The organism is Pseudomonas sp. TE6288 (genome assembly GCF_054062095.1).
Genome location: NZ_JBSSEW010000001.1, coordinates 127704 through 151427, shown reverse-complemented (window position 1 = coordinate 151427; position 23724 = coordinate 127704). Strand labels below are relative to the sequence as shown.

General features: G+C 66.7%; 23 protein-coding genes and 3 pseudogenes. 6 read left to right on the top strand and 20 right to left on the bottom strand.

Translation table 11 applies throughout. The features are described from left to right. Nucleotides 1-224 precede the first annotated feature (224 nt). Nucleotides 225-434, top strand: a complete 210-nt coding sequence (locus tag ACVWY1_RS00730) for a con-10 family general stress protein (RefSeq protein ID WP_102682051.1) — start codon at nucleotides 225-227, stop codon at nucleotides 432-434. Between the two features lie 103 nt (nucleotides 435-537). After that, nucleotides 538-759: a DUF6555 family protein gene (locus ACVWY1_RS00725; RefSeq protein ID WP_031316561.1), complete on the top strand. Its 222-nt coding sequence runs from the start codon at nucleotides 538-540 to the stop codon at nucleotides 757-759. Nucleotides 760-844: 85 nt separating this feature from the next. Here the strand turns inward: ACVWY1_RS00725 and ACVWY1_RS00720 are convergent, their stop codons facing one another. Next, nucleotides 845-1012: a hypothetical protein gene (locus ACVWY1_RS00720; protein WP_158247482.1), complete on the bottom strand. Its 168-nt coding sequence runs from the start codon at nucleotides 1010-1012 to the stop codon at nucleotides 845-847. A gap of 147 nt (nucleotides 1013-1159) precedes the next feature. Further along, a complete protein-coding gene (locus ACVWY1_RS00715; RefSeq protein WP_277504210.1) occupies nucleotides 1160-1774 on the bottom strand; it encodes a LuxR C-terminal-related transcriptional regulator in 615 nt (204 codons plus the stop codon). 106 nt (nucleotides 1775-1880) lie between these two features. Here ACVWY1_RS00715 and ACVWY1_RS00710 point away from each other — a divergent pair, with 106 nt between their 5' ends. Next, nucleotides 1881-3500 carry an ATP-binding response regulator gene (locus ACVWY1_RS00710; protein WP_457377627.1) on the top strand — a complete coding sequence of 540 codons (1620 nt, stop codon included), beginning with the start codon at nucleotides 1881-1883 and terminating at the stop codon, nucleotides 3498-3500. A 17-nt stretch (nucleotides 3501-3517) separates the two neighbouring features. On the opposite strand, the gene ACVWY1_RS00705 is transcribed toward ACVWY1_RS00710, so the two are convergent. The 9 genes and pseudogenes from ACVWY1_RS00705 to paaB all read right to left on the bottom strand — a co-directional run bounded on the left by ACVWY1_RS00705 (nucleotide 3518) and on the right by paaB (nucleotide 12028). Beyond that, on the bottom strand, nucleotides 3518-3829 hold the full coding sequence (locus ACVWY1_RS00705; protein WP_102682048.1) for a hypothetical protein: 312 nt from the start codon (nucleotides 3827-3829) through the stop codon (nucleotides 3518-3520). Nucleotides 3830-4030: 201 nt separating this feature from the next. Beyond that, nucleotides 4031-6079 (bottom strand): phenylacetic acid degradation bifunctional protein PaaZ, encoded by a 2049-nt coding sequence (gene paaZ / locus ACVWY1_RS00700; RefSeq protein ID WP_457377626.1) that lies wholly within the window; start codon nucleotides 6077-6079, stop codon nucleotides 4031-4033. Between the two features lie 38 nt (nucleotides 6080-6117). After that, entirely contained in the window at nucleotides 6118-7350 is a 1233-nt protein-coding gene (locus tag ACVWY1_RS00695; protein ID WP_457377625.1) for an OprD family porin, read from the bottom strand. 35 nt (nucleotides 7351-7385) lie between these two features. Continuing rightward, nucleotides 7386-8954, bottom strand: a pseudogene (locus ACVWY1_RS00690) (cation acetate symporter); the annotation flags it as partial. After that, nucleotides 8945-9253 carry a DUF485 domain-containing protein gene (locus tag ACVWY1_RS00685; protein WP_102682044.1) on the bottom strand — a complete coding sequence of 103 codons (309 nt, stop codon included), beginning with the start codon at nucleotides 9251-9253 and terminating at the stop codon, nucleotides 8945-8947. The gene ACVWY1_RS00685 and the pseudogene ACVWY1_RS00690, both read right to left, overlap by 10 nt. A 123-nt stretch (nucleotides 9254-9376) precedes the next feature. Then, a complete protein-coding gene (gene paaE / locus ACVWY1_RS00680) occupies nucleotides 9377-10453 on the bottom strand; it encodes a 1,2-phenylacetyl-CoA epoxidase subunit PaaE (RefSeq protein ID WP_277504204.1) in 1077 nt (358 codons plus the stop codon). A gap of 15 nt (nucleotides 10454-10468) precedes the next feature. Further along, a complete protein-coding gene (gene paaD, locus ACVWY1_RS00675) occupies nucleotides 10469-10993 on the bottom strand; it encodes a 1,2-phenylacetyl-CoA epoxidase subunit PaaD (protein ID WP_102682042.1) in 525 nt (174 codons plus the stop codon). Then, the gene (gene paaC / locus ACVWY1_RS00670) at nucleotides 10980-11738 is read right to left on the bottom strand and encodes a 1,2-phenylacetyl-CoA epoxidase subunit PaaC (protein WP_277504203.1); all 759 of its coding nucleotides are present in this window, start codon (nucleotides 11736-11738) and stop codon (nucleotides 10980-10982) included. The genes paaD and paaC overlap by 14 nt, the downstream gene beginning before the upstream one ends. A gap of 8 nt (nucleotides 11739-11746) precedes the next feature. Next, the gene (gene paaB / locus ACVWY1_RS00665) at nucleotides 11747-12028 is read right to left on the bottom strand and encodes a 1,2-phenylacetyl-CoA epoxidase subunit PaaB (RefSeq protein ID WP_011533969.1); all 282 of its coding nucleotides are present in this window, start codon (nucleotides 12026-12028) and stop codon (nucleotides 11747-11749) included. Nucleotides 12029-12065: 37 nt separating this feature from the next. Here paaB and ACVWY1_RS00660 point away from each other — a divergent pair. After that, nucleotides 12066-12179 (top strand): annotated as a pseudogene (locus tag ACVWY1_RS00660) (hypothetical protein); the annotation flags it as partial. On the opposite strand, the pseudogene paaA reads toward ACVWY1_RS00660, so the two are convergent. The 7 genes and pseudogenes from paaA to paaF all read right to left on the bottom strand — a co-directional run. Continuing rightward, a pseudogene (gene paaA / locus ACVWY1_RS00655) lies at nucleotides 12162-12923 on the bottom strand (1,2-phenylacetyl-CoA epoxidase subunit PaaA); the annotation flags it as partial. The pseudogenes ACVWY1_RS00660 and paaA sit on opposite strands and share 18 nt — an antisense overlap. Nucleotides 12924-13318: 395 nt before the next feature. Then, entirely contained in the window at nucleotides 13319-14638 is a 1320-nt protein-coding gene (gene paaK, locus ACVWY1_RS00650; RefSeq protein WP_038707537.1) for a phenylacetate--CoA ligase PaaK, read from the bottom strand. A 94-nt stretch (nucleotides 14639-14732) separates the two neighbouring features. After that, on the bottom strand, nucleotides 14733-15953 hold the full coding sequence (gene pcaF / locus ACVWY1_RS00645) for a 3-oxoadipyl-CoA thiolase (RefSeq protein WP_457377624.1): 1221 nt from the start codon (nucleotides 15951-15953) through the stop codon (nucleotides 14733-14735). After that, nucleotides 15946-16395, bottom strand: coding sequence for a hydroxyphenylacetyl-CoA thioesterase PaaI (paaI, locus tag ACVWY1_RS00640; RefSeq protein ID WP_110703327.1), 450 nt, complete (start codon nucleotides 16393-16395; stop codon nucleotides 15946-15948). The genes pcaF and paaI overlap by 8 nt, the downstream gene beginning before the upstream one ends. Further along, the gene (gene paaH / locus ACVWY1_RS00635; RefSeq protein ID WP_277504197.1) at nucleotides 16388-17905 is read right to left on the bottom strand and encodes a 3-hydroxyacyl-CoA dehydrogenase PaaH; all 1518 of its coding nucleotides are present in this window, start codon (nucleotides 17903-17905) and stop codon (nucleotides 16388-16390) included. The genes paaI and paaH overlap by 8 nt, the downstream gene beginning before the upstream one ends. 2 nt (nucleotides 17906-17907) lie before the next feature. After that, nucleotides 17908-18702, bottom strand: coding sequence for a 2-(1,2-epoxy-1,2-dihydrophenyl)acetyl-CoA isomerase PaaG (gene paaG, locus ACVWY1_RS00630; RefSeq protein WP_102682036.1), 795 nt, complete (start codon nucleotides 18700-18702; stop codon nucleotides 17908-17910). Nucleotides 18703-18733: 31 nt separating this feature from the next. Next, nucleotides 18734-19507: a 2,3-dehydroadipyl-CoA hydratase PaaF gene (gene paaF / locus ACVWY1_RS00625; RefSeq protein WP_277504196.1), complete on the bottom strand. Its 774-nt coding sequence runs from the start codon at nucleotides 19505-19507 to the stop codon at nucleotides 18734-18736. Nucleotides 19508-19848: 341 nt separating this feature from the next. Between paaF and paaY the strand changes: the two genes are divergently transcribed. Next, nucleotides 19849-20448 carry a phenylacetic acid degradation protein PaaY gene (paaY, locus tag ACVWY1_RS00620; RefSeq protein WP_457377623.1) on the top strand — a complete coding sequence of 200 codons (600 nt, stop codon included), beginning with the start codon at nucleotides 19849-19851 and terminating at the stop codon, nucleotides 20446-20448. 59 nt (nucleotides 20449-20507) lie between these two features. Beyond that, on the top strand, nucleotides 20508-21431 hold the full coding sequence (gene paaX / locus ACVWY1_RS00615; RefSeq protein WP_102682033.1) for a phenylacetic acid degradation operon negative regulatory protein PaaX: 924 nt from the start codon (nucleotides 20508-20510) through the stop codon (nucleotides 21429-21431). Nucleotides 21432-21479: 48 nt separating this feature from the next. On the opposite strand, the gene ACVWY1_RS00610 is transcribed toward paaX, so the two are convergent. Further along, a complete protein-coding gene (locus tag ACVWY1_RS00610; RefSeq protein WP_457377622.1) occupies nucleotides 21480-23063 on the bottom strand; it encodes a rhodanese-related sulfurtransferase in 1584 nt (527 codons plus the stop codon). Then, the gene (locus ACVWY1_RS00605; RefSeq protein WP_277504192.1) at nucleotides 23060-23662 is read right to left on the bottom strand and encodes a cysteine dioxygenase family protein; all 603 of its coding nucleotides are present in this window, start codon (nucleotides 23660-23662) and stop codon (nucleotides 23060-23062) included. Before ACVWY1_RS00605 ends, ACVWY1_RS00610 begins: the two co-directional genes overlap by 4 nt. Nucleotides 23663-23724: the final 62 nt, after the last annotated feature.

Genomic DNA, 23724 nt, shown 5'->3' with positions numbered 1-23724 from the left:
GCCGTGGCGGCACTGGCCCCGCAGCCGGTCAGGGCAAGTGTCCGAGGGCCAGTTGCAGGCAAGCGTGGTGCATGGGGCGTCTCCTTCATGCTTGGCCTGGCGGATAAGTGCCGTCGGTCAGAACCCTGGCACACCAAATGAGCCGTTGGCCTGCGCCCCTGTTCGTAATTGAGTGCACGGCATCTTCGCGCGGCACGTCCAACCTAGCGTAAAGGAGAAACGTCATGGCTCGTGACCAGGATCAGACCGGACAACGCGGCGGCACCAAGCAGACCAATCCCGGCAACTTCGCCAACGATCGTGAAAGGGCCTCCCGGGCGGGCCAGAAGGGCGGCCGCAACTCAGGCGGCAACTTCGCCAATGACCGCGCCCGCGCCTCCGAGGCCGGTCGCAAAGGTGGCCGCAACAGCCACGGGAACGCCAGCGGTTCGTAACCTTGCGGGCCCTCTCTTGCTGTTGTCGGACATTTTTTGAATTTTCATGGAACAACGTGATCTGTCAGAAAGTCATCCATGGAGAAGAGGAGGGCCTGCGTCAATGCCAAGTCCCCAGTTGTTTACCATCGAATACCTGCTGCATGGTCAGCCACGGCGTTTCATCATCCGCCAGGAACACATGGACAATGCCGAGGCCTGGCATTGGGCGAGTTGCGACGCGGGTTTGGGGATCATTCCGAAGTTCGGACGCGAGCGCATCAAGAAAGTCAGCCGGCCCATGGCCGAACGGCATGGGATCACCGAAGTGCGCTGGCGGGTGTGAGCCGGCGCGGATGGTTGCAGACAATCGTCGATGTGCGCATCAGTGTGAGAGCGGGCCTGGCCCGCTCTCACACTGCCATGCACACTCAGGTGCCTGACTCCGGATCGCTGGCCGGTACCCCAGGACGGTTCTCTTCCTCGGTCAGGTCGGGGTCGGCATCCGGGTCGTCGGCCTGATCGTTGCGTCGGTCTGGCTCGAGTTCCGGCCAGTCGCTCTGCACATCGCCACCGCCCATCCAGTGTTTCGTGCTCATGTCGTCATCCTCTCCTCAGCGTGAAAAAAACGGCCCACGCTCGGGCAGGCCGAACACAGGAGTGGACATCGCCACCCTCATGGATTAGGAGGTTGCAAAGCGCTTGAAGGGTCGATTGCATGCCACTGTGCGCCGACCAGCGGTCGCTCAGTTTCCGGAATATTTCACCGCGGCGGCCGTGCGGGTCGGCACATTGAGGGTCTTGAGCAACGACGACACATGGATGCGCACAGTGAACGGCGAGATGTCCAGTGCCCGGGCGATTTCCTTGTTGGTCTTGCCCTGGGCGATCAGGCGCAGCACGTCCTGCTGGCGGTGGGTGAGCTGTTCCAGCTCGCTGGGGGCATCGAGATGCGGCAACAATCCGCTGGGGGCGTAGTCGACCACCACTTCGCCGTCGCGAATGGCAAGGATGGCGGCGCCGATCGCCTCGGGGCTGACGCTCTTGCCGATGAAGCCATCGACGCCGGCGGCCATGACTTGGCAGATCACCTGCGGGTCGTCGACCATCGATACAACGATCAGCGTGGTGCGCTGCAATTGTCGGCGCAGCTCGGCGAGGCGGCCGATGCAGGTGAGGCCGGGGAAGCGCAGGTCGAGGATCAGGGTGTCGGGCGTCTCGCCCATGGCGGCCAGCCTGAGCACGTCAGCGAGGCTGCCAGCTTCCTCCAGGCGCGCCTCGGGCAGGATGCGCCGTACGGTGTTGACCATGGCCTCCCTGAACAGCGGATGGTCATCCGCCACGATGATGCGGCAACTCACGTCGTGGAACTCCCTGTCAGCCGACACATGCTAATTTAGCAGTCACCTGCGGTTTTTTCCCACGCAGCGTGCCGCAAATGCCGACTGGCGCACAAGGACGTTACCCATGAAGTTCGAGAAGAACAACGAGCTGGACCAGGCCAACCTGCGCATCATCGTCGCCTCTTGTGCGATCACCTACGTGGCGTTGCTGGGTTTCCTGCCGGGCCGCTCGCCCGCCACCTACCTGCCGGTGCTGCTCTACTACGCGGGGTTCGTGGTGGTGTCGATCGGCATGCGCCAGGCGATCAAGCGTTGGCCGGGACACTACCCGGCGCGGCGCATCTTCGGCATGCTGGGCGATTACACCGGCACCAGTTTCGGCCTGGTGGTTGGCGGTGAAACCGCGCTGCCGCTGTATGCAGTGATGGTCTGGATCAACCTGGGCAACGGCATGCGCTTCGGCTCGCGCTACCTGGCCATCGCCACCGTGCTGGCCCTGGCCGCGCTGGTTGTGGTGTGGCAACTGACCCCCTATTGGCAGGAACAGCCGTTCCTGCTGCCGATGCTGCTGACCACCAGCACCCTGATTCCGTTCTATGCCCACCTGCTGCTGGAGCGCACGCGCAAGGCCACAGCCCTGGCCGAGGCGGCGACCCGCGAGAAATCGCGCTTCCTGGCCCAGGCCAGTCACGACCTGCGCCAGCCGATCCACTCCATCGGCCTGTTCACCGCCTGCCTGCGCGAAGCGCGGCTGGGCGAGGAGGAGCGGCGCCTGGTGGACAGCATTGATCGCTCGCTGCTCAACGTTTCGCAGTTGTTCCGTTCGATCCTCGACCTGTACACCCTGGACAACGGCCGGGTGCAGCCCAAGTGGGAAACCTTCGCCGTGGATGGTTTCCTGCGCGAGTTGTTGCGCCAGAACAGCGAGGCGGCGCGCTGGGCCGGGGTCGAGATGCGCCTGGTGCCCAGCCGCCACTGGACACGCGCCGACCCGGGGATGCTCGCGACCATGGTGCAGAACGTGCTGTCCAACAGCTTCAAGTATGCCGCCGGGCGCCCGTTGCTGATCGGCGTGCGGCCACGCGGCGAGGGCCTGGCCATCGTTGTCTGCGACCAGGGCCGGGGCATTGCCGAAGAGCACCAGGGCCGCGTGTTCGAAGAGTTCTATCGGGTGCGCGAGGCGCGTGACAAGGACGTCGAGGGCGTCGGCCTGGGGCTGGCCATCGTCAAGCGCCTGGGGCAACTGATGGGTTTGGCGGTCAGCCTGCGCTCGCGCCAGGGACATGGCACCACGCTGACCTTGCAAGGGCTGCCCAAGGTGCCGGCACAAGTGCCACGGGCCGTTGCCGACCAGGCCGTGCAGGCCGGCATGCTCACCGGTTTGCGGGTGTGCCTGGTGGAGGATGACCATAACGTCCTGCAGGCCACCAGTGCCCTGCTGCAACGCTGGGGGTGCGAGGTGCAGGCCGAGAGCTCGCCCTTTGGCCTGGCCAGTGACTGCGATGTGATCGTTGCCGACTACGACCTCGGCCCGCAGGCCACCGGCATCGACTGCATCGACCAGTTGCGCGCGCAACGCGGCGCCGAAGTGCCGGCGCTGATCATGACGGGCCATGATCTCGACAGGCTGCAGGGCGCCCTGCAGGCACGGGGTATCGCGGTACTGGCCAAGCCGGTGCGCCCGGCGGAGCTGCGTGCGGCGCTGCGGGGTTTGCGTGAGAGCGTGGCGGCGCCGGTCGCCTAGGCCGGCGCCGTCGATCCTCACTGGAAGACCGGCGCCTGGCCTTCTTTCCAGCAGGTGGGGGATGGCGTGTAGATACCCATGCCGGCCACGGCCACCAGCCCGCCGCTGGGCACCTGGCAGTCGTACTGGCCCTTGCTGGTGCTGGCGGTGAAGTAGGTGGTGTTGGAGTCGCTGCGCAGGTTGCTGACCTTGCTCACGGGCACGCCCAAGGTGACCTCGGTGCGTTGCTTGAGGGTGTCGGCACTGGGGCTGGCGGTCTGGCAGCCGGCCACGGCGGCAAGGGCGCTGAGCAGGACGAGGGACTTGAAGGGGAAGGACTTGAGGATCATCGCGTTGCTTCCTTGGCATTGTTCTCGGTACGGCGCCCGCGCCGCCAGGAAGGGGGCTGGCGGTGGGACGCTGGACCGACTATAGCGCCAGGGAAACGTTGCGCGATGTAGGGCGGATGTGCGAGGTGGCATTTTGCCTTGATTGGGTTGCGGGATGCCTGCCATCTGACTGCATGCAGGCATCTCGCCGCCCACTCGCAGTCAGCGCTTGAGCACCAAGGTCAGAATGTCATAACTGGCCACCAGCTCACCCAACTGGTTGGTCACTTCCACATCCCAGGCCACCACGCCTTGCGCCTGCCCCTGCGGGCTGGTCTTGCCCTGGTCGATCTTGCGCTTGCAGGTCAGGCGCGCCTGGATGGTGTCGCCGATGCCCACCGGGGTGATGAAGCGCAGCGTGTCCAGCCCGTAGTTGGCCAGCACCGGCCCTTCGCCGGGGCTGACGAACAACCCGGCGGCCGCCGACAGCACGAAGTAGCCGTGGGCGATGCGTTTACCGAACTGCGACTGTTTGGCGGCGATCTCGTCGAAGTGCATGTAGAAGTGATCGCCCGACAGGCAGCCGAAGTTGACCAGGTCGGCCTCGGTCACTGTGCGCCGGTGGGTCAGCAGCGACTCGCCGATGCGCAAGTCATCGAAATGGCGGCGGAACGGGTGCACCTCGGTTTCGATCACCTCGGCCCCGCGCACGTACTCGCCGGTCACCGCCATCAGCATGCTCGGCGAGCCTTGTACCGCGGCTCGCTGCAGGTAGTGCTTGACCGCGCGCAGGCCGCCCAGCTCCTCGCCGCCGCCGGCACGGCCGGGGCCGCCGTGCTTGAGCTGTGGCAACGGTGAGCCATGCCCGGTGGATTCCTTGGCCGCCTCGCTGTCGAGTACCAGCAGCCGCCCGTGCCAGGCCGCAGCCACCGGGATGGCCTTGGCCGCCACGCCGCGGTCGGCGGTGACCAGGCTCGCCACCAGGCTGCCCTTGCCGCGGGCGGCCAGGGCCAAGGCCTCGTCGAGGTCGTCGTAGGCCATCAGCGTGCTGACCGGGCCGAACGCTTCGATATCATGGGCACCGCCCTCGGCATGCGGGTCGCGGGCCAGCAGCAGGGTCGGGGCGCAGAACGCCCCCTCGGCCACGCCATCGCCGACCGGGGTGAAACCGTCACTGGCGCCCAGCAACTGCTCGCAGGTGGCCAGCAACTGGCGCACGCGCTCGGCGACATCACGCTGCTGGTCATGGGAGGCCAGCGCCCCCATGCGCACGCCCTCCACCGAAGGATCGCCCACCACTACCTTGCGCAGCCGTTCGCGCAGGCGAGTGGCCACCGCGTCGATGTGCCTGGCGGGGACGATGGTGCGGCGGATCGCCGTGCATTTCTGCCCGGCCTTGGTGGTCATTTCCCGCGCCACTTCCTTGATGTACAGCTCGAACTCCTCGCTGTCAGGGCTTACGTCCGGGCCAAGGATGGCGCAGTTCAGCGAGTCGGCCTCGGCGGTGAAGGGCACCGAGTTGCGGATCAGGTTCGGGGTGACGCGCAGCTTGGCTGCGGTGTCGGCGGAGCCGGTGAAAGTCACCACGTCCTGCCCCTGCAGGCGCTCGAGCAGGTCACCGGTGCTGCCGATCACCAGTTGCAGGCTGCCGGCCGGCAGCAGGCCCGACTCGTTCATCAGGCGTACCACGGCCTCGGTCAGGTAGCTGGTGGACGTGGCAGGCTTGACGATGCACGGCATGCCGGCCAGGAAGGTCGGGGCGAATTTCTCCAGCATCCCCCAGATCGGGAAGTTGAAGGCGTTGATATGCACGGCCACGCCCGCACGCGGCACCAGGATATGGCTGCCGGCGAAATGGCCTTGCTTGCCCAGGGGGATCGCCGGGCCTTCATGTACCAGGTTGCCCGAGGGCAGCTCGCGCCGGCCCATGCTCGAATAGGCGAACAGCGTGGCGTTGCCGCCTTCGATGTCGATCCAGCTGTCGGCGCGGGTGGCGCCGCTGTGATGGGACAGGGCGTAGAGCTGCTCCTTGCGCTCGGCCAGGTACAGCGCCAGGGCCTTGAGACGGGCGGCGCGCTGCTGGAAATCCATGGCCAGTAGCTGCTTCAGGCCCTGGGCGCGGGCAAAGTCCACGGCCTCGGCGAAGTCCGGGCGTTCCTCGTGGCTGTAGGCCAGAACGTGACCGTCGAGGGCGCTGCGCAGGGCCTGGGCGCCGTGCTGGCCGATCCAGCGGCCGGCGATGAAGCTTTGCAGGGTAGGGGCGGCGGACATGCTGTTCTCCTTGCTGTTCTGATAGACAGGGGGCGCGCTTACCAGAGCGCCAGGGTGTAGCCGATGATCAGGCGGTTTTCGTCCACGGCATTGGTCAGGCCATTGCCGGAGCGGAAGGTAACGTTGCGCCAGCGCAGGCTGACGTCCTTGAACGGACCGCTCTGGATCACGTAGGTGATGTCGGTGTCGCGTTCGCGCTCGCGGCCATTGCTGAGCGTGGCGGTTTCGGCGTGGCGGCCGTCGGTGTAGCGGGTCATGAAACTCAGCCCGGGGATGCCCAGCGCCACGAAGTCGTAGTCGTAGCGCAGCTGCCAGGAGTCGAGCCCGGCGCGGGTGAAGGTGTTGTAGGTGACCAGGTTGACGGTGTACGGGTCGCCGCCGTTGAGGAACGGGAAGGCGCTGTCGCCGGACATCTGCTGCCAGGTGGCGGTGAACTTGTGGGCCTTCACGCCCAGGGTGAACATGGCGTTGAAGTTGCGGTTGTCGATCTTGCCCGCGCGCTCGGCGCCGTCGCCGCGGCTGTCGAAGTAGCGCAGGTCGCTGCGCAGGCTGATGCCCTCGGCCAAGGGTTGGGTATGCACAAAACCCACATACTGCTGGCGGTAGATGTCTTCGAGCTTGGCGTAGTAGTAGCTGATGCTGGCCTGCGGGGTGATGGCGTAGCTGCCGCCGCCAAAGTCGAAGTGGTCGCTGCTGGCGGCGCCGTAGCCGATATCATCGCGCCCGGACGAGTCGCGCAGGTTGGCCTTGGTCAGGCGCCCGCCGTTGAAGGTCAGGCCGTCCAGCTCCTGGCTGGTCAGCAGCCCGCCCTGGAAGGTCGAGGCCAGCAGGCGGGTGTCGTTGTACACCACCACCGGCAGGATCGGCTGCAGGGTGCCCAGGCGCAGGGTGCTCCTGGACACGCGCAGCTTGGCGGTCAGGCCCAGCTCGCTGTAGTCATCCACCGGCTCCAGGCTGTTCGGCCCGTAGGGCAGCAGGCCGGTGTTGCGTCGGTCGCGGCTGGAGTCGAGCTTGATGCCCAGCTGGCCCATGGCGTCCACCCCGACACCAACGGCCCCTTCGGTGAAACCCGATTCGAAGCGGGCGGTGAAGCCCTGGCCCCATTCCTCGGCCTTGCTCTGCGGGGCGTTGCCCTGGCGGAAGTCACGGTTGAGGTAGTGGTTGCGCAGTTCGAGGCGGGCGTGACTGTCAGCGATAAAGTCCGCCATGGCCGGCAAGGGCAGGGCGAGGGTGGCCAGCCAGGCGGCTGACTTGAGGTGCGTGCGGTTCATTGTTGTTGTACCCGACATTGTTATTGTTCTTGAGGTCAGTGCTTGCTGGCACCGGCGGCGCCGATACCGGTCATGGAGCGGATGAACTGGGCCAGGTAGCGCCCACGCTCTTCGCGCGCTTGTTCCGAGCCGTCGGTAACCGAGAAGGCCCAGGCCGCGAGGAAGGCCAGCGACATGGAGAACAGCGCCGGGTTGCTGTAGGGGAACAGCGCCCGTTCGTTGTGCAGCACGTTGACCCACACCGCCGGCCCCAGCACCACCAGCACGATCGCCGAGACCAGCCCGGCCAGGCTGCCGCCCACGGCGCCACGGGTGGTCAGGCCCTTCCAGAACATCGAGAGCAGCAGCACCGGGAAGTTGACCGAGGCGGCCACCGCCAACACCAGGCCGGAGAGGAAGGCGATGTTCTGCGACTCGAACAGCAGCCCCAGCAGCACCGCGAATAGGCCGATCCCCAGGGTGGCCAGGCGCGACACGCGCATTTCTTCCTGCTCGCTGGCCTGGCCCTTGCGCACCACGCAGGCGTACAGGTCGTGGGACACCGCCGAGGCGCCGGACAGCGCAAGGCCTGCGACCACGGCGAGAATGGTGGCGAAGGCCACCGCCGAGATGAAACCGAGGAACAGGTTGCCGCCCACCGCCTGGGCCAGGTGCACCGCGACCATGTTGCCGCCGCCGATGATCGCCCCCGAGGCGTCGCGGTAGGATGGCTCGGTACCGACCATGACGATGGCGCCGAAGCCGATGACGATCAGCAGCAGATAGAAGTAGCCGATGAAGCCGGTGGCGTAGAACACGCTCTTGCGCGCTTCCTTGGCGTCGCTGACGGTGAAGAAGCGCATGAGGATATGCGGCAGGCCGGCAGTGCCGAACATCATGCCCAGGCCCAGGGAAATGGCGTCCACCGGATTGGACAGCAGCGCGCCCGGCGCCATGATCGCCTGGCCCTTGGCGTGCACGGCCACGGCGCTGGCGAACATCGCCTCGGTGCTGAAGTCGAAATGCCTGAGCACCATGAATGCCATGAAGGTCGTGCCGCAGAGCAGCATCACCGCCTTGATGATCTGCACCCAGGTGGTGGCGAGCATGCCGCCGAAGGTGACGTACAGCACCATCAGCGCACCCACCAGCATCACCGCGTACAGGTAGCTGATGCCGAACAGCAGCTCGATCAGCTTGCCGGCGCCGACCATCTGCGCCACCAGGTACATCAGCGCCACGGCCAGGGTGCCGAAGGCCGAGGTCAGGCGCACCGGAGCCTGGGCCAGGCGGTAGGAGACCACGTCGGCGAAGGTGTACTTGCCCAGGTTGCGCAGGCGTTCGGCGATCAGGAACAGGATGATCGGCCAGCCGGCCAGCACGCCCAGGGCATACAGCAGGCCGTCGTAGCCGTTCATGAACATCATCGCCGAGATGCCCAGGAAGGACGCGGCGCTGATCATGTCGCCGGCGATCGCCAGGCCGTTCTGCATGCCGGTGAGGCCGCCGCCGGCGGTGTAGAAGTCGCTGGCCGAGCGGGTGCGCAGGGCGGCCCAGCGAGTCACCAGCAAGGTGAAGCAGACGAACACCAGGAACATCGAGATGGCGGTCCAGTTCATCGCGCGCACTCCTGCTTGACCACTTCGTTGAGCGGGTCGATGACGCGGTTGGCGCGGTGCATGTAGATGCCGGTGAGGGCAAAGGACAGCAGCACCATGAGCACTCCCACCAGCATGCCGACGCTGGTCACGCCGCCGCTGAGAGACTGGCCGAGCACGCCGGGGGCGAAGGCCACCAGCAGGACGAAGCCGTAGTAGGCGGCGAGCATGGTCAGGGTCAGTGAGCCGTTGAGGCGGCGCTTGCGCTTGATCAGTTGCACGAAGGCGGGGTGGTTGCTGATGGTTTCAAGGTGTTCGGGTGTCATGGGAGCGTTCTCTCTGGCTGTTGTAATTGTTTTTTCAGGTCACGCGTGTGTTGCCGAGGGCTTCATCGCTGGCAAGCCAGCGCTTGTGGGAGCTGGCTTGCCAGCGATGAAGGCAATGCGGTCTCAAAGCTGATCGAAGTCGAGCACCACCTTGTCGCTCAACGGGTAGGTCTGGCACGACAGCACATACCCGGCGGCCACTTCGTAGTCTTCCAGGGCATGGTTGCTGTCCATCTCCACCTCGCCCTCGATCACCTTGCACTTGCAGGTCGAGCACACCCCGGCCTTGCACGAGTACGGCAGCTCGGCGCCGATGGCGTTGCCGGCGTCGAGCACGCTGCGGGTGTTGCGCGGCAGGTCGAAGGCCAGGGCGCGGCCATCGCTGATCACGGTCACCTGGCTGACCGCCGAATCCAGCTCGCGGGCCGCTTCACGGGCCTCGCGGCGAGCTTCGCTGCCGGCGGCGGCGAACAGTTCATAGTGGATGCGCGCCTTGTCCATGCCGTTGGCCTGCAGGCTGTCGCGCACGGTTTCGGTCATGGCCTGGGGGCCGCAGATGAAGGCAGCATCGAGAGAGGCCACGTCGAGCCAGCGGGAGAACAGCTGGCCGCACTTGTCGGCATCGATGCGGCCGTTGTACAGGTCGACGTCCTGTTGCTCGCGGCTGAACACGAAAATCAGGTTGAGGCGCTCGAGGTACCGGTTCTTCAGGTCCTCGAGGCGGTCGCGGAACAGCGCGCTGTTGCTGGCGCGGTTGCCGTACAGCAAGGTGAAGCGGCTGTTGGGTTCAGTGGCCAGCGTGGTGGCGACCAGCGACAGGATCGGAGTGATGCCGCTGCCGGCGGCAACGCCCAGGTAGTTGCCCCGGCGCGTCGGTTCCAGCGGCACGAAGAAGCTGCCCGAGGGCGGCATCACTTCGAGCTGCTGGCCGGCCTTGAGCATTTCGTTGGCAAACGCCGAGAAACGACCGCCCGGCACGCGCTTGACGGCGACCCGCAGCTCGTCGTCCTGCACCGCGCTGCAGATCGAGTAGGAGCGGCGCACCTCTTCGTCATCCAGGCGGGTGCGCATGACCAGGTACTGGCCCTGGGTGAAACGGAACTCATCGCGCAGGTGCGCGGGCACGTCGAAGGCGATGGACACCGCGTCCCGGGTCTCCTGGCGCACTTGCTTGATGGTCAGGCTGTGAAACTGGCTCATGGCGTTCTCCACGGCTCAAAGGCATTTGAAATAGTCGAACGGTTCCAGGCAGGCGCGGCAGCGGTACAGGGCCTTGCAGGCGGTGGAACCGAACTGGCTGAGCAGTTCGGTATCGGCGCTGCCGCACTGCGGGCAACACACGCTGGGTGCCGCCCCACGCAGGTTGGCGCGGCCCTCGGGTGGGGCGATACCGTAGGCGCGCAGCCGCTCACGGCCTTGCGCACTGATCCAGTCGGTGCTCCACGCCGGGGTGAGACGACGCTCCAGCGCAGGCTCCGCGAAGCCGGCCTGTTCCAGGGCCTGGCGAATGTCACTCTCGATCACCTCGGTGGCCGGGCAGCCGGAGTAGGTCGGGGTGACCACCAGGTGTAGGTGGCCGGCGCGCCAGTCGAGGTCGCGCACGACACCTAAGTCGACCACGCTGACCACCGGTACTTCCGGGTCCATCACCTCGGCCAGCACCGCCCAGGCCCGGCTCAGGTCGCCGTCGCGCAAGTCCCTGGCGCCCCGGTCGCCAGCGATCAGCTCACCAGGTTGCATCGGGGTAGGCTCGCGGCAGGAACTGCATTTCAGCCAGCAGCAGGCCGAGGTGTTCGGTGTGCAGGCCCTTGCGCCCGTCCAGGTAGAAGTGGCTGGCGGCCTTGGGCAGGGGCAGATCGACCGAGGCGAAGATGGCCGTGACGGTGTTCAGCCAATGCTGGGCGATCTGCGCCGGGTCGGCGCCGATACCGGCTTTGGCCAGCTGGACTTCACCGTCGTTGGCCACGCTCAGTTCGACCGTGAAGCGCCACAAGGCCGGGATGGCTTCGAGCATGCGTCGGCGGCTTTCTTCCGTGCCGCCCCCCAGGCGCTGTACCCATTCGCCGGAGCGGCGCAGGTGATAGGTGACTTCTTTCAGTGCCTTGGCGGCGATGCCGGCGATACGTTCATCGCGCGAGGCGCTGAGCGCTTCAAGCGTGGCGTGGTGCCAAGCGTCGTACAGGAACTGCTTGAGCAGGGTCACGGCGTAGTCGCCGTTGGGTTGCTCGACCAGCAGCAGGTTGCGGTAGGCGCGTTCGTCGCGACGGAACGCCAGGGCATCGGCGTCGCGGCCGTCGTCCAGCAGTTCGGCGGCGTAGTCCAGCCAGTTGCGCGACTGGCCCACCAGGTCGAGGCCGACGTTCATCAGTGCCAGTTCTTCCTCCAGCGCCGGCGCCTTGCCGCACCACTCGCACAGGCGCTGGCCCTGAACCAGGGCGCTGTCGCCGAGCAGCAGCAGGTATTGGATAAGTGCTTGCTTGTGCATGGCGGGCCTCACATGTGTCCGACTTCGGCGGGCAGCTCGTAGAAGCTGGCATGGCGGTAGACCTTGTCGTCCGCCGGGGCGAACAGTGGGTCCTTCTCGTCGGGAGAAGAGGCGGTGATCAGCGCCGAGGGCACCACCCACAGGCTCACGCCTTCGCTGCGGCGGGTGTACAGCTCGCGGGCGTTCTCGATGGCCATGGCGGCGTCGGCGGCGTGCACGCTGCCCACATGCTTGTGGTTCAGGCCGTGCTTGCTGCGCACGAAGACTTCGAACAGGGTCCAGACAGACATCAGGGGTATCTCCGCATCATTCGCCGCTTTAGGCGGCATTCTTGTTCTGTTGCTTGCGCGCATAGGCCACGGCGGCCTCGCGTACCCAGGCACCGTCTTCGATGGCCTTGCGGCGGGTGGCGACGCGCTCCTGGTTGCAGGGGCCATTGCCCTTGAGCACCTCGTAGAACTCATCCCACTGGATCTGGCCAAAGTCGTAATGGCCACGCTCGGCGTTCCACTTGAGCTCAGGGTCGGGAGCGGTGCAGCCGAGCAGTTCCAGCTGCGGCACGGTCTGGTCGATGAAGCGCTGGCGCAGTTCGTCGTTGCTCTGACGCTTGATCTTCCAGGCCATGGACTGGGCGCTGTTGGGCGAGTGTTCGTCGCTGGGGCCGAACATCATCAGCGCCGGCCACCACAGGCGGTCGATGGCGTCCTGGACCATGTCCTTCTGTGCCTGGGTGCCGTGGCGCATCATGGTCAGCAGCAGTTCATAGCCCTGGCGCTGGTGGAAGCTTTCTTCCTTGCAGATGCGCACCATGGCGCGGGAGTAGGGGCCGTAGGAGGTGCGCTGCAGCACCACCTGGTTGACGATCGCCGCGCCGTCCACCAGCCAGCCCACCGCGCCCATGTCGGCCCAGCTCAGGGTCGGGTAGTTGAAGATGCTCGAATACTTGGCCTTGCCGCTGTGCAGCTTGGCGATCTCTTCGTCGCGGTCGGCGCCAAGGGTTTCCATGGCGCTGTACAGGTACAGGCCGTGGCCGGCCTCGTCCTGGATCTTGGCCATCAACTGCAGCTTGCGCTTGAGCGAGGGGGCGCGAGTGACCCAGTTGCCTTCCGGGAGCATGCCGACGATCTCGGAATGGGCGTGCTGGGAAATCTGGCGGATGAGCGTCTGGCGGTAGGCCTCGGGCATCCAGTTCTTGGCTTCGATCTTGATCTCGGCGTCGATCTTCTCCTGGAAGGCGCGCTCTTCGGGCGACATCTCTTCCAGGGTCTTCAGGCGTTTGACGCCGGTTTCTACGAGCTGTGCGTACATGGTCGGGCTCCCGCTGATGGGCTGCTTGGGGCGTGGGTCATTTATAAGCGATACAAAACACAACATCAAACTGTATTTGATGTATCAAATAAGATTTGTGTATCGCTTTGCGGCCAATCGCTGGCAAGCCAGCTCCGGTGCAGCACAGACCTAAGGAATTGCGCGATCGCTGTGGGAGCCGGCTTGCCGGCGAAAGGGGCGCAGGCGCCCCCAGCTTTCTCAAGGCAAAAAAAGCCCCGGATCAGGCCGGGGCTGAACGGAATGCCGATGAGTCAGCTGGCCAGCCGCTTGTCATACACGTGACAGGCCTTGCCCTCTGAACGTTTCAGCGTGCCGCACGGCTGCAGCTGGATCTGCGTGCTGATGCCGATGTAGGTCTTGATCTGCTTCGCCAGTTCACCCACCACCTGCTTGCGCTGGCCCTCGTCGAGGTACTGGCTGTCGCTGCGCAGTTCAACATGCACCTCGACGCTGTCGAGATTGCCATTACGATACAGGTGAATCTCATACAGCTCGGAAAGCTGTTTTATCTTGAGTACCTGCTCCTCGATCTGCGTCGGGAACACATTGACCCCGCGAATGATCAGCATGTCGTCGCTGCGCCCGGTGATCTTGCCGATGCGCCGCATCGGCCGCGCCGTGCCGGGCAGCAGGCGGGTGAGGTCGCGGGTGCGGTAGCGCACCATCGGCAACGCCTCCTTGCTCAGCGAGGTGAATACCAGCTCGCCGAGCTGGCCATCCGGCAGCACCTGGCCTGTGACCGGGTCGATGATCTCGGGGTAGAAATGGTCTTCCCAGATGGTCGGGCCGTCCTTGGTCTCGATGCACTCCATTGCCACGCCCGGGCCCATGATTTCCGACAGCCCGTAGATGTCCAGGGCGTCGATGCCCAGGCGCTGCTCGATGGCGCGGCGCAGTTCATCGGTCCAGGGTTCGGCGCCGAAGATGCCCAGGCGCAGCTTGAGGTCGTGCGGGTCGATGCCCTGGCGCTCGATCTCGTCGGCGAGGTTGAGCATGTACGAGGGGGTAACCATGATGATGTCCGGCTGGAAGTCGCGGATCAGCTGCACCTGTTTCTCGGTCTGGCCGCCGGACATGGGGATCACCGTGCAGCCCAGGCGCTCGGCGCCGTAGTGCGCGCCCAGGCCGCCGGTGAACAGGCCGTAGCCGTAGGAGACATGCACCTTGTCGCCGCGGCGCCCGCCGGCGGCGCGAATCGAGCGCGCCACCACGTTGGCCCAGGTGTCGATGTCGTTCTGGGTGTAGCCGACCACCGTCGGCTTGCCGGTGGTGCCGCTGGAGGCGTGCAGGCGCACCACCTGGTCTTGGGGCACGGCGAACATGCCATAGGGGTAGTTGTCGCGCAGGTCGTTCTTCCCGGTGAAGGGGAAGCGGGCAAGGTCCTCCAGCGATTTCAGGTCGTCGGGATGGGCGCCGCAGGCGTCGAAGCGCTGGCGGTACAGCGGCACATTGGCGTAGGCGTGGTTCAGGCTCCAGCGCAGGCGCTCCAGCTGGTGCTGGCGCAGTGCGTCGAGGCTGGCGGTTTCCATCGGGTCGAGCAGGGCGCGGTCGGCATCGTGGTAGAGATTCATGGTTTCACTCGAGTTGTTCTTGTCGTGGGCCGGGGCCCTGAGTGTCATGGCAGGCAGCATACTGCCCGCGTCGCTTGGCGTCTCTGGCGGCTGATCAGAGGCGTTCGATCACCAGGGCGATGCCCTGGCCGACGCCGATGCACATGGTGCACAGGGCGTAACGGCCGCCGGTCAGCTCCAGCTGGTGCAGGGCGGTGGTGACCAGGCGTGCGCCGCTCATGCCCAGCGGGTGGCCCAGGGCGATGGCGCCGCCGTTGGGATTGACCCGCGGATCGTCGTCGGCCAGGCCCAGCTCGCGCAGCACGGCCAGGCCCTGGGCGGCAAAGGCTTCGTTGAGCTCGATCACGTCCATGTCGGCCAGTGCCAGGCCGGTCAGCTCCAGTACCTTGTGAGTCGCCGGCACCGGGCCGATACCCATGAGGCGTGGCTCGACGCCCGCCACCGCAAGGCCAAGCACCCGGCCACGGGCCTTGAGGCCGTGGCGTTGCGCGGCCTGTGGGCTGGCCAGCAGCAGGGCGCAGGCGCCGTCATTGACGCCCGAGGCATTGCCGGCGGTGACGCTGCCGCCGTCACGGAACGGCGTGCCCAGGCGCGCCAGTTGTTCCAGGGTGGTGTCGCCCCGCGGGTGCTCGTCCTGCTCGATACGCTTGGGCGGGCCTTTGCGCTGCGCGATCTCCACCGCGACGATCTCCCGGGCCAGGCGGCCATTGGCCTGGGCGGCGGCGGCCTTGAGCTGGCTGCGCAGGGCAAAGGCATCCTGGTCTTCGCGGGCGATGTTGAAGCGCTCGGCGACGTTCTCGGCGGTTTCGGGCATCGAATCGATGCCGTATTGCGCCTGCATCGACGGGTTGACGAAGCGCCAGCCGATGGTGGTGTCGAACAGCTGCGCGCTGCGGCCAAAGGCCTGTTCCGACTTGCCCATGACGAAGGGCGCGCGCGACATCGACTCGACGCCGCCGGCCAGCATCAACCCGGCTTCGCCGCAGCGCAGGGCGCGGGCAGCATTGCCGATGGCGTCCAGGCCCGAGCCGCACAGGCGGTTGATCGTGGTGCCGGGCACCTCGATCGGCAGCCCGGCCAGCAGGCCGGCCATGCGCGCGACGTTGCGGTTGTCTTCGCCGGCCTGGTTGGCGCAGCCGAGGATCACATCGTCCAGCGCCGCCCAGTCCAGCCCGGGATGGCGTGCCATCAGCGCCTTGATCGGCACCGCGGCGAGGTCGTCGGGGCGCACGCTCGACAGGGCGCCGCCGTAGCGGCCGATGGGGGTGCGCACGGCATCGATGATCAGCGCGTGGGGCAGGCTGGCGTCAGTCATTTGAAGTCTCCGGCGACAGCACGGTGCCGCGCACTTTGTAGGATTTGCCGTGGAACAGGGCGATCAGCTCGCCCTGCTGGTTCTCGATGCGCACGTCGTAGTTGCCGGTGCGGCCTTTGCGGCTTTGTTCGCTGGCGCTGGCCTGCAGGCGGTCGCCGAGCCGCGCCGGGGCCACATAGTCGATGCTGCAACCCAGGGCCACGGCTGCTTCATCGTAGCTGTTGCAGGCGAAGGCGAAGGCCGAATCGGCCAGGGCGAACAGGTAGCCGCCATGGCAGGTGCCATGGCCCTGGATCATGTCGGCGCGCACGGTCATGCCCAGGCGGGCGCTGCCGGGGCCGGCTTCGAGCAGCTCGATGCCCAGGCCCTGGCTGGCGGCGTCACGGCCGAACATGGCCTCGGCGCAGGCGCGGGCCAAAGTGTGTGCGGATTGATCAGCCATGCAGGCGACCTCCTTCGGCGTGGGTGCGGCGCAGCAACAGGGACGGGCGGTAACGTTCCTCGCCGTAGCTGCGTTGCAGGTTGTCGAGCACGTTCAGGGTGTAGCCGATGCCCAGGTCGTCGGCCCAGGCCAGCGGCCCGCGCGGGTAGTTGACCCCGGCGCGCATGGCCAGGTCGATGTCACCGGGAGTGCCTACTCCTTGCAGTACGGCGTCGGCGGCTTCGTTGGCGAGCATGGCCACGGTGCGCAGCACCACCAGGCCGGGCAGGTCGGCGACCGGGCAGGCGCTCAGGCCAGCCCGGGCAAGCAGGGCGACGGCCTGGTCCAGGGCCTCGGCGCTGCATTCGGCACCGTGGCTGATGGCCAGGCGCGTGGCGCTGGCGTAGTCCAGGGCCAGGTCCAGCAGCACCAGGTTGCGCAAGCCGTCCTCGCGGGCGCGCTGGCTGGCCAGTCGGCCATCGGACAGCGCCAGGGTGGCATCTCCCACGCGGAGCAGGCCGATGCCGGCGCGTTCGGTGACGGCGATACCGTTGGCGCGCAAGCGCTCGACCAGGGGCTGCAGGGCACCCAGGTCGCCTTCAACCGTGCAGCGCTCTACAGGCGTCTGGCTGGTCAATGTCGCGGGCTGTAGCCGTTCGGCACCCTCGGCGTAGCTATAAAAGCCCTGGCCGGTCTTGCGCCCGAGGCGCCCGGCGTCGACCAGTTCTTTCTGCACCAGCGACGGCTGGAAGCGGAAATCGCCATAGAAGGATTCGAACACCGAGCAGGTCACCGCGTAGTTGACGTCATGACCGATCAGGTCGGTCAGTTCAAAGGCGCCCATGCGAAACCCCCCGGCGTCGCGCAGCACGGCATCGAGGGTGGCGCAGTCGGCGGCGCCCTCCTGCAGCAGGCGCAGGCTTTCGGCATAGAAGGGCCGGGCCACGCGGTTGACGATAAAGCCCGGCGTCGAACGGGCATGCACCGTTTGCTTGCCCCAGGCACGGGCGGTGTCGTAAAGCGTGGCCGCCAGGCTCGGCGCAGTGGCCAGCCCGGAGACGATCTCCACCAGCGCCATCAAGGGCGCCGGGTTGAAGAAGTGCATGCCAATGACCCGCTCCGGGTGCTTGAGCCCGGCGGCGAGGCTGGTGATCGACAGCGAAGAAGTGTTGCTGGCCAGGATGCAGTCCGTGGCGCACAGGGCTTCAAGCCGACGCAGCAGGTCCTGTTTGACTGGCAGTTGTTCGACGATGGCTTCGATCACCAGATGGGCCTTGGCCAGGGCGTCGAGGCTGTCCACCGGTTGCAGTCGGTCGCGGATCGCGCTGCGGCTGTCAGGCGCAAGCTTGCCTTTTTCCACCTGCCGGCCGAGCAGGCGATCGATGCCTTCGATCGCCTGCTCGGCTGCGCCGGGGCGCGTATCGTAGAGACGCACGGGATGACCGGCCTGGGCCGCCACCTGGGCGATGCCGGCACCCATGGCGCCTGCACCGATTACTGCCACCAGGGCGTCGTTGTCGAGTGCGGCCATGGTCAGCGCCCCTTGAACACAGGTGTGCGTTTGTTCATGAAGGCGCTGACGCCCTCGCGGTAATCCTCGCTGCGCCCGGCCAGGCGCTGGAGATCGCGCTCCAGTTCCAGCTGTTCATCGAAGCGGTTGTCGAAACTCTGGTTGAGGGCACGCTTGATCAAGGCCAGGCCGTAGGTGGGCTGGGCTGCCAGGTGACGGGCGAGGCCGAGTGCTTCGTCGCGCAGCGCGGCATCGTCCACCACCCGGTGGATCAGCCCCCATTGCTCGGCCTGCTCGGCGCTCAGGCGCTCGCCCAGCAGGGCCAGCGCCTTGGCCCGGGCCATGCCGACCAGTCTGGGCAGCAACCAGGTGCCGCCGGAATCCGGCACCAGGCCAATCTTGCAGAACGCCTGAATGAAGCTCGCCGAGCGTGCCGCCAGCACCAGGTCGCAGGCCAGTGGCAGGTTGGCCCCGGCACCAGCGGCCACGCCGTTGACCGCGCAGATCACCGGCAGCGGTAGGTCGCGCAGGCTGCGCACCAGCGGGTTGTAGAACTGTTCGATGGATTGGCCGAGGTCAGGCAGCTCGGCGCCGGGCGCGACATTGCGGTCGGCCAGGTCCTGGCCTGCGCAGAAGCCACGGCCTTCGCCGGTCAGCAGCAGCACGCGGGCGTGGTCGCTGTGGCGTACCTGCTTCAAGGCCTCGCGCACCTCCAGGTGCATCGCGGTATTGAAGCTGTTGAGCTGCTCGGGCCGGTTGAGCGAGAGGAGGGCGACGCCGTCGTCGCCGATGGAAAACAGGATGTGCTGGAAAGACATGACTGGCTCGCTCCGTCAGTCGGTGGAAGGCTTACAGCCCTTGGAATCGGGCCGGGCGTTTTTCCTGGAAGGCGCGGATGCCTTCGTTGCGGTCGGCGGTGCCGGCCAGCAGGGTGAAGGCATGGCGCTCGAAGCGCAGGCCGCTCGCCAGGTCCATGTCCTGGGCCTTGAGCAGCGCCTCCTTGGCCAGGCGCACCGCCAGCGGCGCCTTGGCGGCGATGGCGACGGCCACCTGCAGGGCGCGCTCGACGGTGAGTTCGGGCTCGGTGACTTCACTGACCAGGCCGGCCTGCAGGGCATGGCGGGCGCCGATGGCCTCACCGCCCAGGACCATCTGCATGGCCAGCGGCTTGCCCACGGCGCGCAGCAGGCGCTGGGTGCCGCCAGCCCCGGGAAGGATGCCGAGGTTGATTTCCGGCTGGCCGAAACGGGCGTCGCTGCCAGCGATAACGATGTCGGCGCACATCACCAGTTCGCAGCCGCCGCCTAAGGCGAAGCCGTTGACGGCGGCGATCAGAGGTTTGGCGAAGCCGGTGATGCGTTGCCAGTGGGCCACCCGCGGGTCTTCGAGGATGCCGACCAGGTCGCGCTGGGCCATTTCGTTGATATCGGCGCCGGCGGCGAAGACCTTGCGGCTGCCGGTAATGACCACGGCACGGATCTGCGGGTCCTGGTCGGCGGCATGCAGTTCTGCGGCCAGCTCTTCCAGCAGCGCTGTGTTCAGGGCGTTCAGGGCCTGCGGGCGGTGCAGGGTGATCAGGCGGACACCGTCCGCTGGGGCCTGCACGATGAGGTTGCTTGGCATGGGATACCTCGGGCTGCACGTTCGGCGCCGGCTGGGGCCGGCTTTTCTTGGAATTGTTCGTGGTGCTGGGGCAAGTATATGTTCAATACGATACAGAAAATCAACATGGAAATTGTAATTGCGTATCTATATGTGAAGCGAGTTACGCTGTCGCGGGGCAAGCCCGCTCCCACGCAGCCTCGCTCTTACTATCACTCGGTGGAAGCGGGGTTGCCCCACGATGAAGTCTTCACAGGTCTGAAGCTTGGTGAAGAAAGCGATACACCAGCAAGGCATTGACTAAGTGATTTGATCTGATACAGGATCGATAAGTCTTCTGAATCATATCGAGAGCCAGACCCATGCCCTGCTACCGCCTCGACGGCCTCACCCCCGTGGTCCACCCCAGCGCCTACGTACACCCAAGCGCCGTGCTGATCGGCGACGTGCTGGTCGGCGCAAACTGCTACATCGGCCCCTTGGCCTCGCTGCGCGGCGATTTCGGGCGAATCATCCTGGAGGAGGGCGCCAACCTGCAGGACACCTGCGTGATGCACGGTTTTCCCGGCGGCGACACGGTGGTCGAGCGCAACGGCCATATCGGCCATGGCGCCGTGCTGCATGGCTGCCGGATCGGCGAGGATGCCCTGGTCGGCATGAACGCGGTGGTCATGGACGCCGCGCATATCGCCCCGCGCTGCATCGTTGCCGCCACGGCCTTCGTCAAGGCAGGCTTCGAATGCCCGCAGCAACACCTGGTGGTCGGCGCGCCGGCCGTGGCCAAGCGCCCGCTCTGCGACCAGGAACTGGCCTGGAAGCAGCGCGGTACCACCGAGTACCACAGCCTCGCCCGGCGTTGCCTGAGCGCGCTGGTGGAGTGCCCGCCATTGACCGCGCCGGAGCAGGACCGCCCACGCATGGGCGACTCCGGCTTCAGGCCCAAGGCCGAGGGCGGTGCATGAGCCTTGCGCGGTCGCGGCAGGCAGGTATAGTCGAGGCTTTAGCCGCGCCTCGTTCCCCCATGAGCAGCCTTGCCCCCCTGAATCACCTGATTACCCGTTTCCAGGAGCAGACGCCGATCCGCGCCAGCTCCCTGATCATCACCCTCTACGGCGATGCCATCGAACCCCATGGCGGCACGGTCTGGCTGGGCAGCCTGATCAACCTGCTGGAGCCGATGGGCATCAACGAGCGGCTGATCCGCACCTCGATATTCCGCCTGACCAAGGAAGGCTGGCTGACCGCCGAAAAGGTCGGCCGGCGTAGCTACTACAGCCTCACCGGCACCGGCCGGCGGCGCTTCGAAAAAGCCTTCAAGCGCGTCTACAGCGCCAGCCTGCCGGCCTGGAACGGCGCCTGGACCCTGGTGCTCCTGGCCCAGCTCGACGCCACCAAACGCAAGGCCGTGCGTGAAGAGCTCGAGTGGCAAGGCTTCGGCGTCATGGGCGCGAACCTGCTGGGCTGCCCGCGCACCGACCGTGCCGACCTGGCCGCCACCCTGCGCGAGCAGGATGCCGAGGACGACTGCATCGTCTTCGAGACCCACGCCCAGGAAGTGCTGGCCTCCAAGGCCCTGCGCGCCCAGGTGCGGGAAAGTTGGAACATCGAGGAACTGGGCCAGCACTACAGCGAGTTCATCCGCCTGTTCCGCCCGTTGTGGCAGGCGATGAAGGACCTGGACGCGCCAAGCCCGCAGGACTGCTTCCTGGCGCGCACGCTGCTGATCCACGAATACCGCCGCCTGCTGCTGCGTGATCCGCAGTTGCCGGACGAGCTGTTGCCGGGGGATTGGGAAGGGCGCGCGGCGCGGCAGCTGTGCCGCAACCTGTACCGGCTGGTGCAGGGCAGGGCGGAGGAGTATCTGGCCAGCGCGCTGGAAACGGCGGATGGGCCGTTGCCGGATGCCAACGAGAGTTACTACCGACGGTTCGGCGGGCTTGGCTGAGTGAAAGGAACGGGCAAGCCCTCTCGTGCGAAGAGGGCGTGCAAGTTGTCAGATGACAAAGAACCCATGGGTTCCGTCACGCCCCAACTGTTCCACCAACCCGAACTCCCAATCCAGATACCCCTGCATCGCTTCGCGCGGGCTATCGGTACCCTCGTAGGGCCGCCGATAACGATCGATGCGCGGCGCACCCAGGCGCTGCTCGCCTTGTTCGGTCGGCAGCCCGGCGGCGTTCCAGGCGCTGTTGCCGCCCTCGAGCACGAACACCGGTTTGCCGCTCAGGGCCGCCACCTCTGGTGCGGCATAGCGCGCCAGTTGGCTCGAGCCGCAGGTCAGGACGAAGTGCCGTGCTGCCGGTAATGTCGCCAGTACTTCTTCAAGTTGGCTACGCAGCGCCCAGACCGCACCGGGAATATGCTGCCGGACATGGTTGGCGCTGGTGGTGAAGTCCAGCACCTGGGTGCCCGGCTCCGAAAGCCAGTCGGCGAGGAGGGCGGGGCTGATGGTTTCAGCCTCGGGCGGTGCCGGCACGGGCGCGACCCAGACGCCGGTTTCCGTGAAGTCGTCAGACGACAACCCATCGAGCACCGCCACCGCCCAGCCCATCTGGGCCAGCCACGACGCACTCATGTTGGCGCGCACGCCGTCGTCGTCCACCAGCACCAGGCGCGCGCCGCGCACACTGGCGACATGGTCGATCTCCTGTACCAGTTGGCCACCGGGCGTGGAGCGGGCGCCGGGCAGGTGGCCCAGGACAAACTCCTCGGGCGTGCGCACATCGAACAGGTAAGTGGTGCGCTGCGCTTCGGCCTGCCATTGGCGCAGGCCTGCCAGATCGATGCGTGCCACACCGGCGCGGTCGGCCACCTGGCGGGCGCGTTGCGCGGCGCTGGCGTGGGTGGTGGCGGTCACTGCGCGGAAACGGCGCGACTGGCCATGTTCCAGTGCCTGCCCGGCAAGGGTCCAGCCGATGGTGCCGTTGCGCAGGGCCGCCACCGGGTTGGGGACGCCGGCATTGACCAGCGACTGGGTGCCGATGATGCTGCGGGTGCGCCCGGCGCAATTGACGATCACCCGGGTGGCCGGGTCGGGGGCCAGCTCTGCCACGCGCAGCACCAGTTCGGCGCCGGGCACGCTGATACCGCTGGGGATGCTCATGGTCTGGTACTCGTCGAAGCGGCGGGCATCCAGCACCACCACATCGGCGTTGGCGTCGAGCAGCGCCTTGACCTCTTCGGCCGGCAGCGACGGTGTATGGCGCTCGGCCTCCACCAGCTCGCCGAAAGCCTTGCTCGGCACGTTGACGTCTCGGAACAACTCGCCACCTGCTTCGCGCCAACCGGCCAGGCCGCCGTCGAGCAGCGCCACGTCGGTGTAGCCCAGGGCGAGCAGGCGCTGCGCGGCGGTCAACGCCAGCCCTTCGCCGTCGTCGTAGACGGTGATGGGCGTGTCGCGCCGTGGTACTCGGGCGTAGATCTCCAGTTCAAGGCGCGACAGCGGCACATTGGCGGCGAACAGCGGATGGGCCTGGGCGAACGGGTCTTCCTCGCGGACATCGAGCAAGGCCAGCTCCTGGCCGGCAAGCAGGGCGGTGCGGATAGCATGGTAGCTGCGGTGGGTAGCCTGGCTCATGCGCGGTTCTCTTTCGACAGATCCCAGAGGTTGGGCAGGTGGCTGTTGGAATAGCCGGAAATGAAGGGCTTCTCTTCGCCCTCGGCGCTGTACACCGCACGCCGCACGGCGCCGATGTTGGCGCCGTAGACATGGATGCTGATGGAAGTACGGTCGGCATGGGCATTGCGCACCTGGTGCAGGTCGCCGATGCGCGGCGACACCGCGATCACCTCGCCGGGCGCGAGCCGCTCGGCCCGGCCCTCCGGCTGCAGGGCACCGTGCGCCAGGGCATAGCCCTGGCTGATTTCGCTGCCGCGCAGCATGCCGATCAGCCCCCAGGTGCGGTGGTCGTGCACGGGGGTTTCCTGCCCTGGCCCCCAGACGAAACTGACGATGGAGAACCGCTGGCCGGAGTCGGCGTGCAGCAGGTACTGCTGGTAGCACTCCGGGCTGGGCCGGGCGTAGTCGTCCGGCAGCCAGTCATCGACACTGAGCAGATCGCGCAGCAGCCGCGCGCCGTGGTCGAGCAGGCGCGGCTCGTCCGGCGCCTGGGCGAGAAGGTCGGCCAGCTCGCCGATGAAGCTGCGTAGCCGTCCAAGGTTGGGCGTTTGAGACATGGGTTCCCTCGATGTCCGTCAGGTTAGGCAGCGCCGGGCGCTACCGTGGCGAGGAAAAAGGT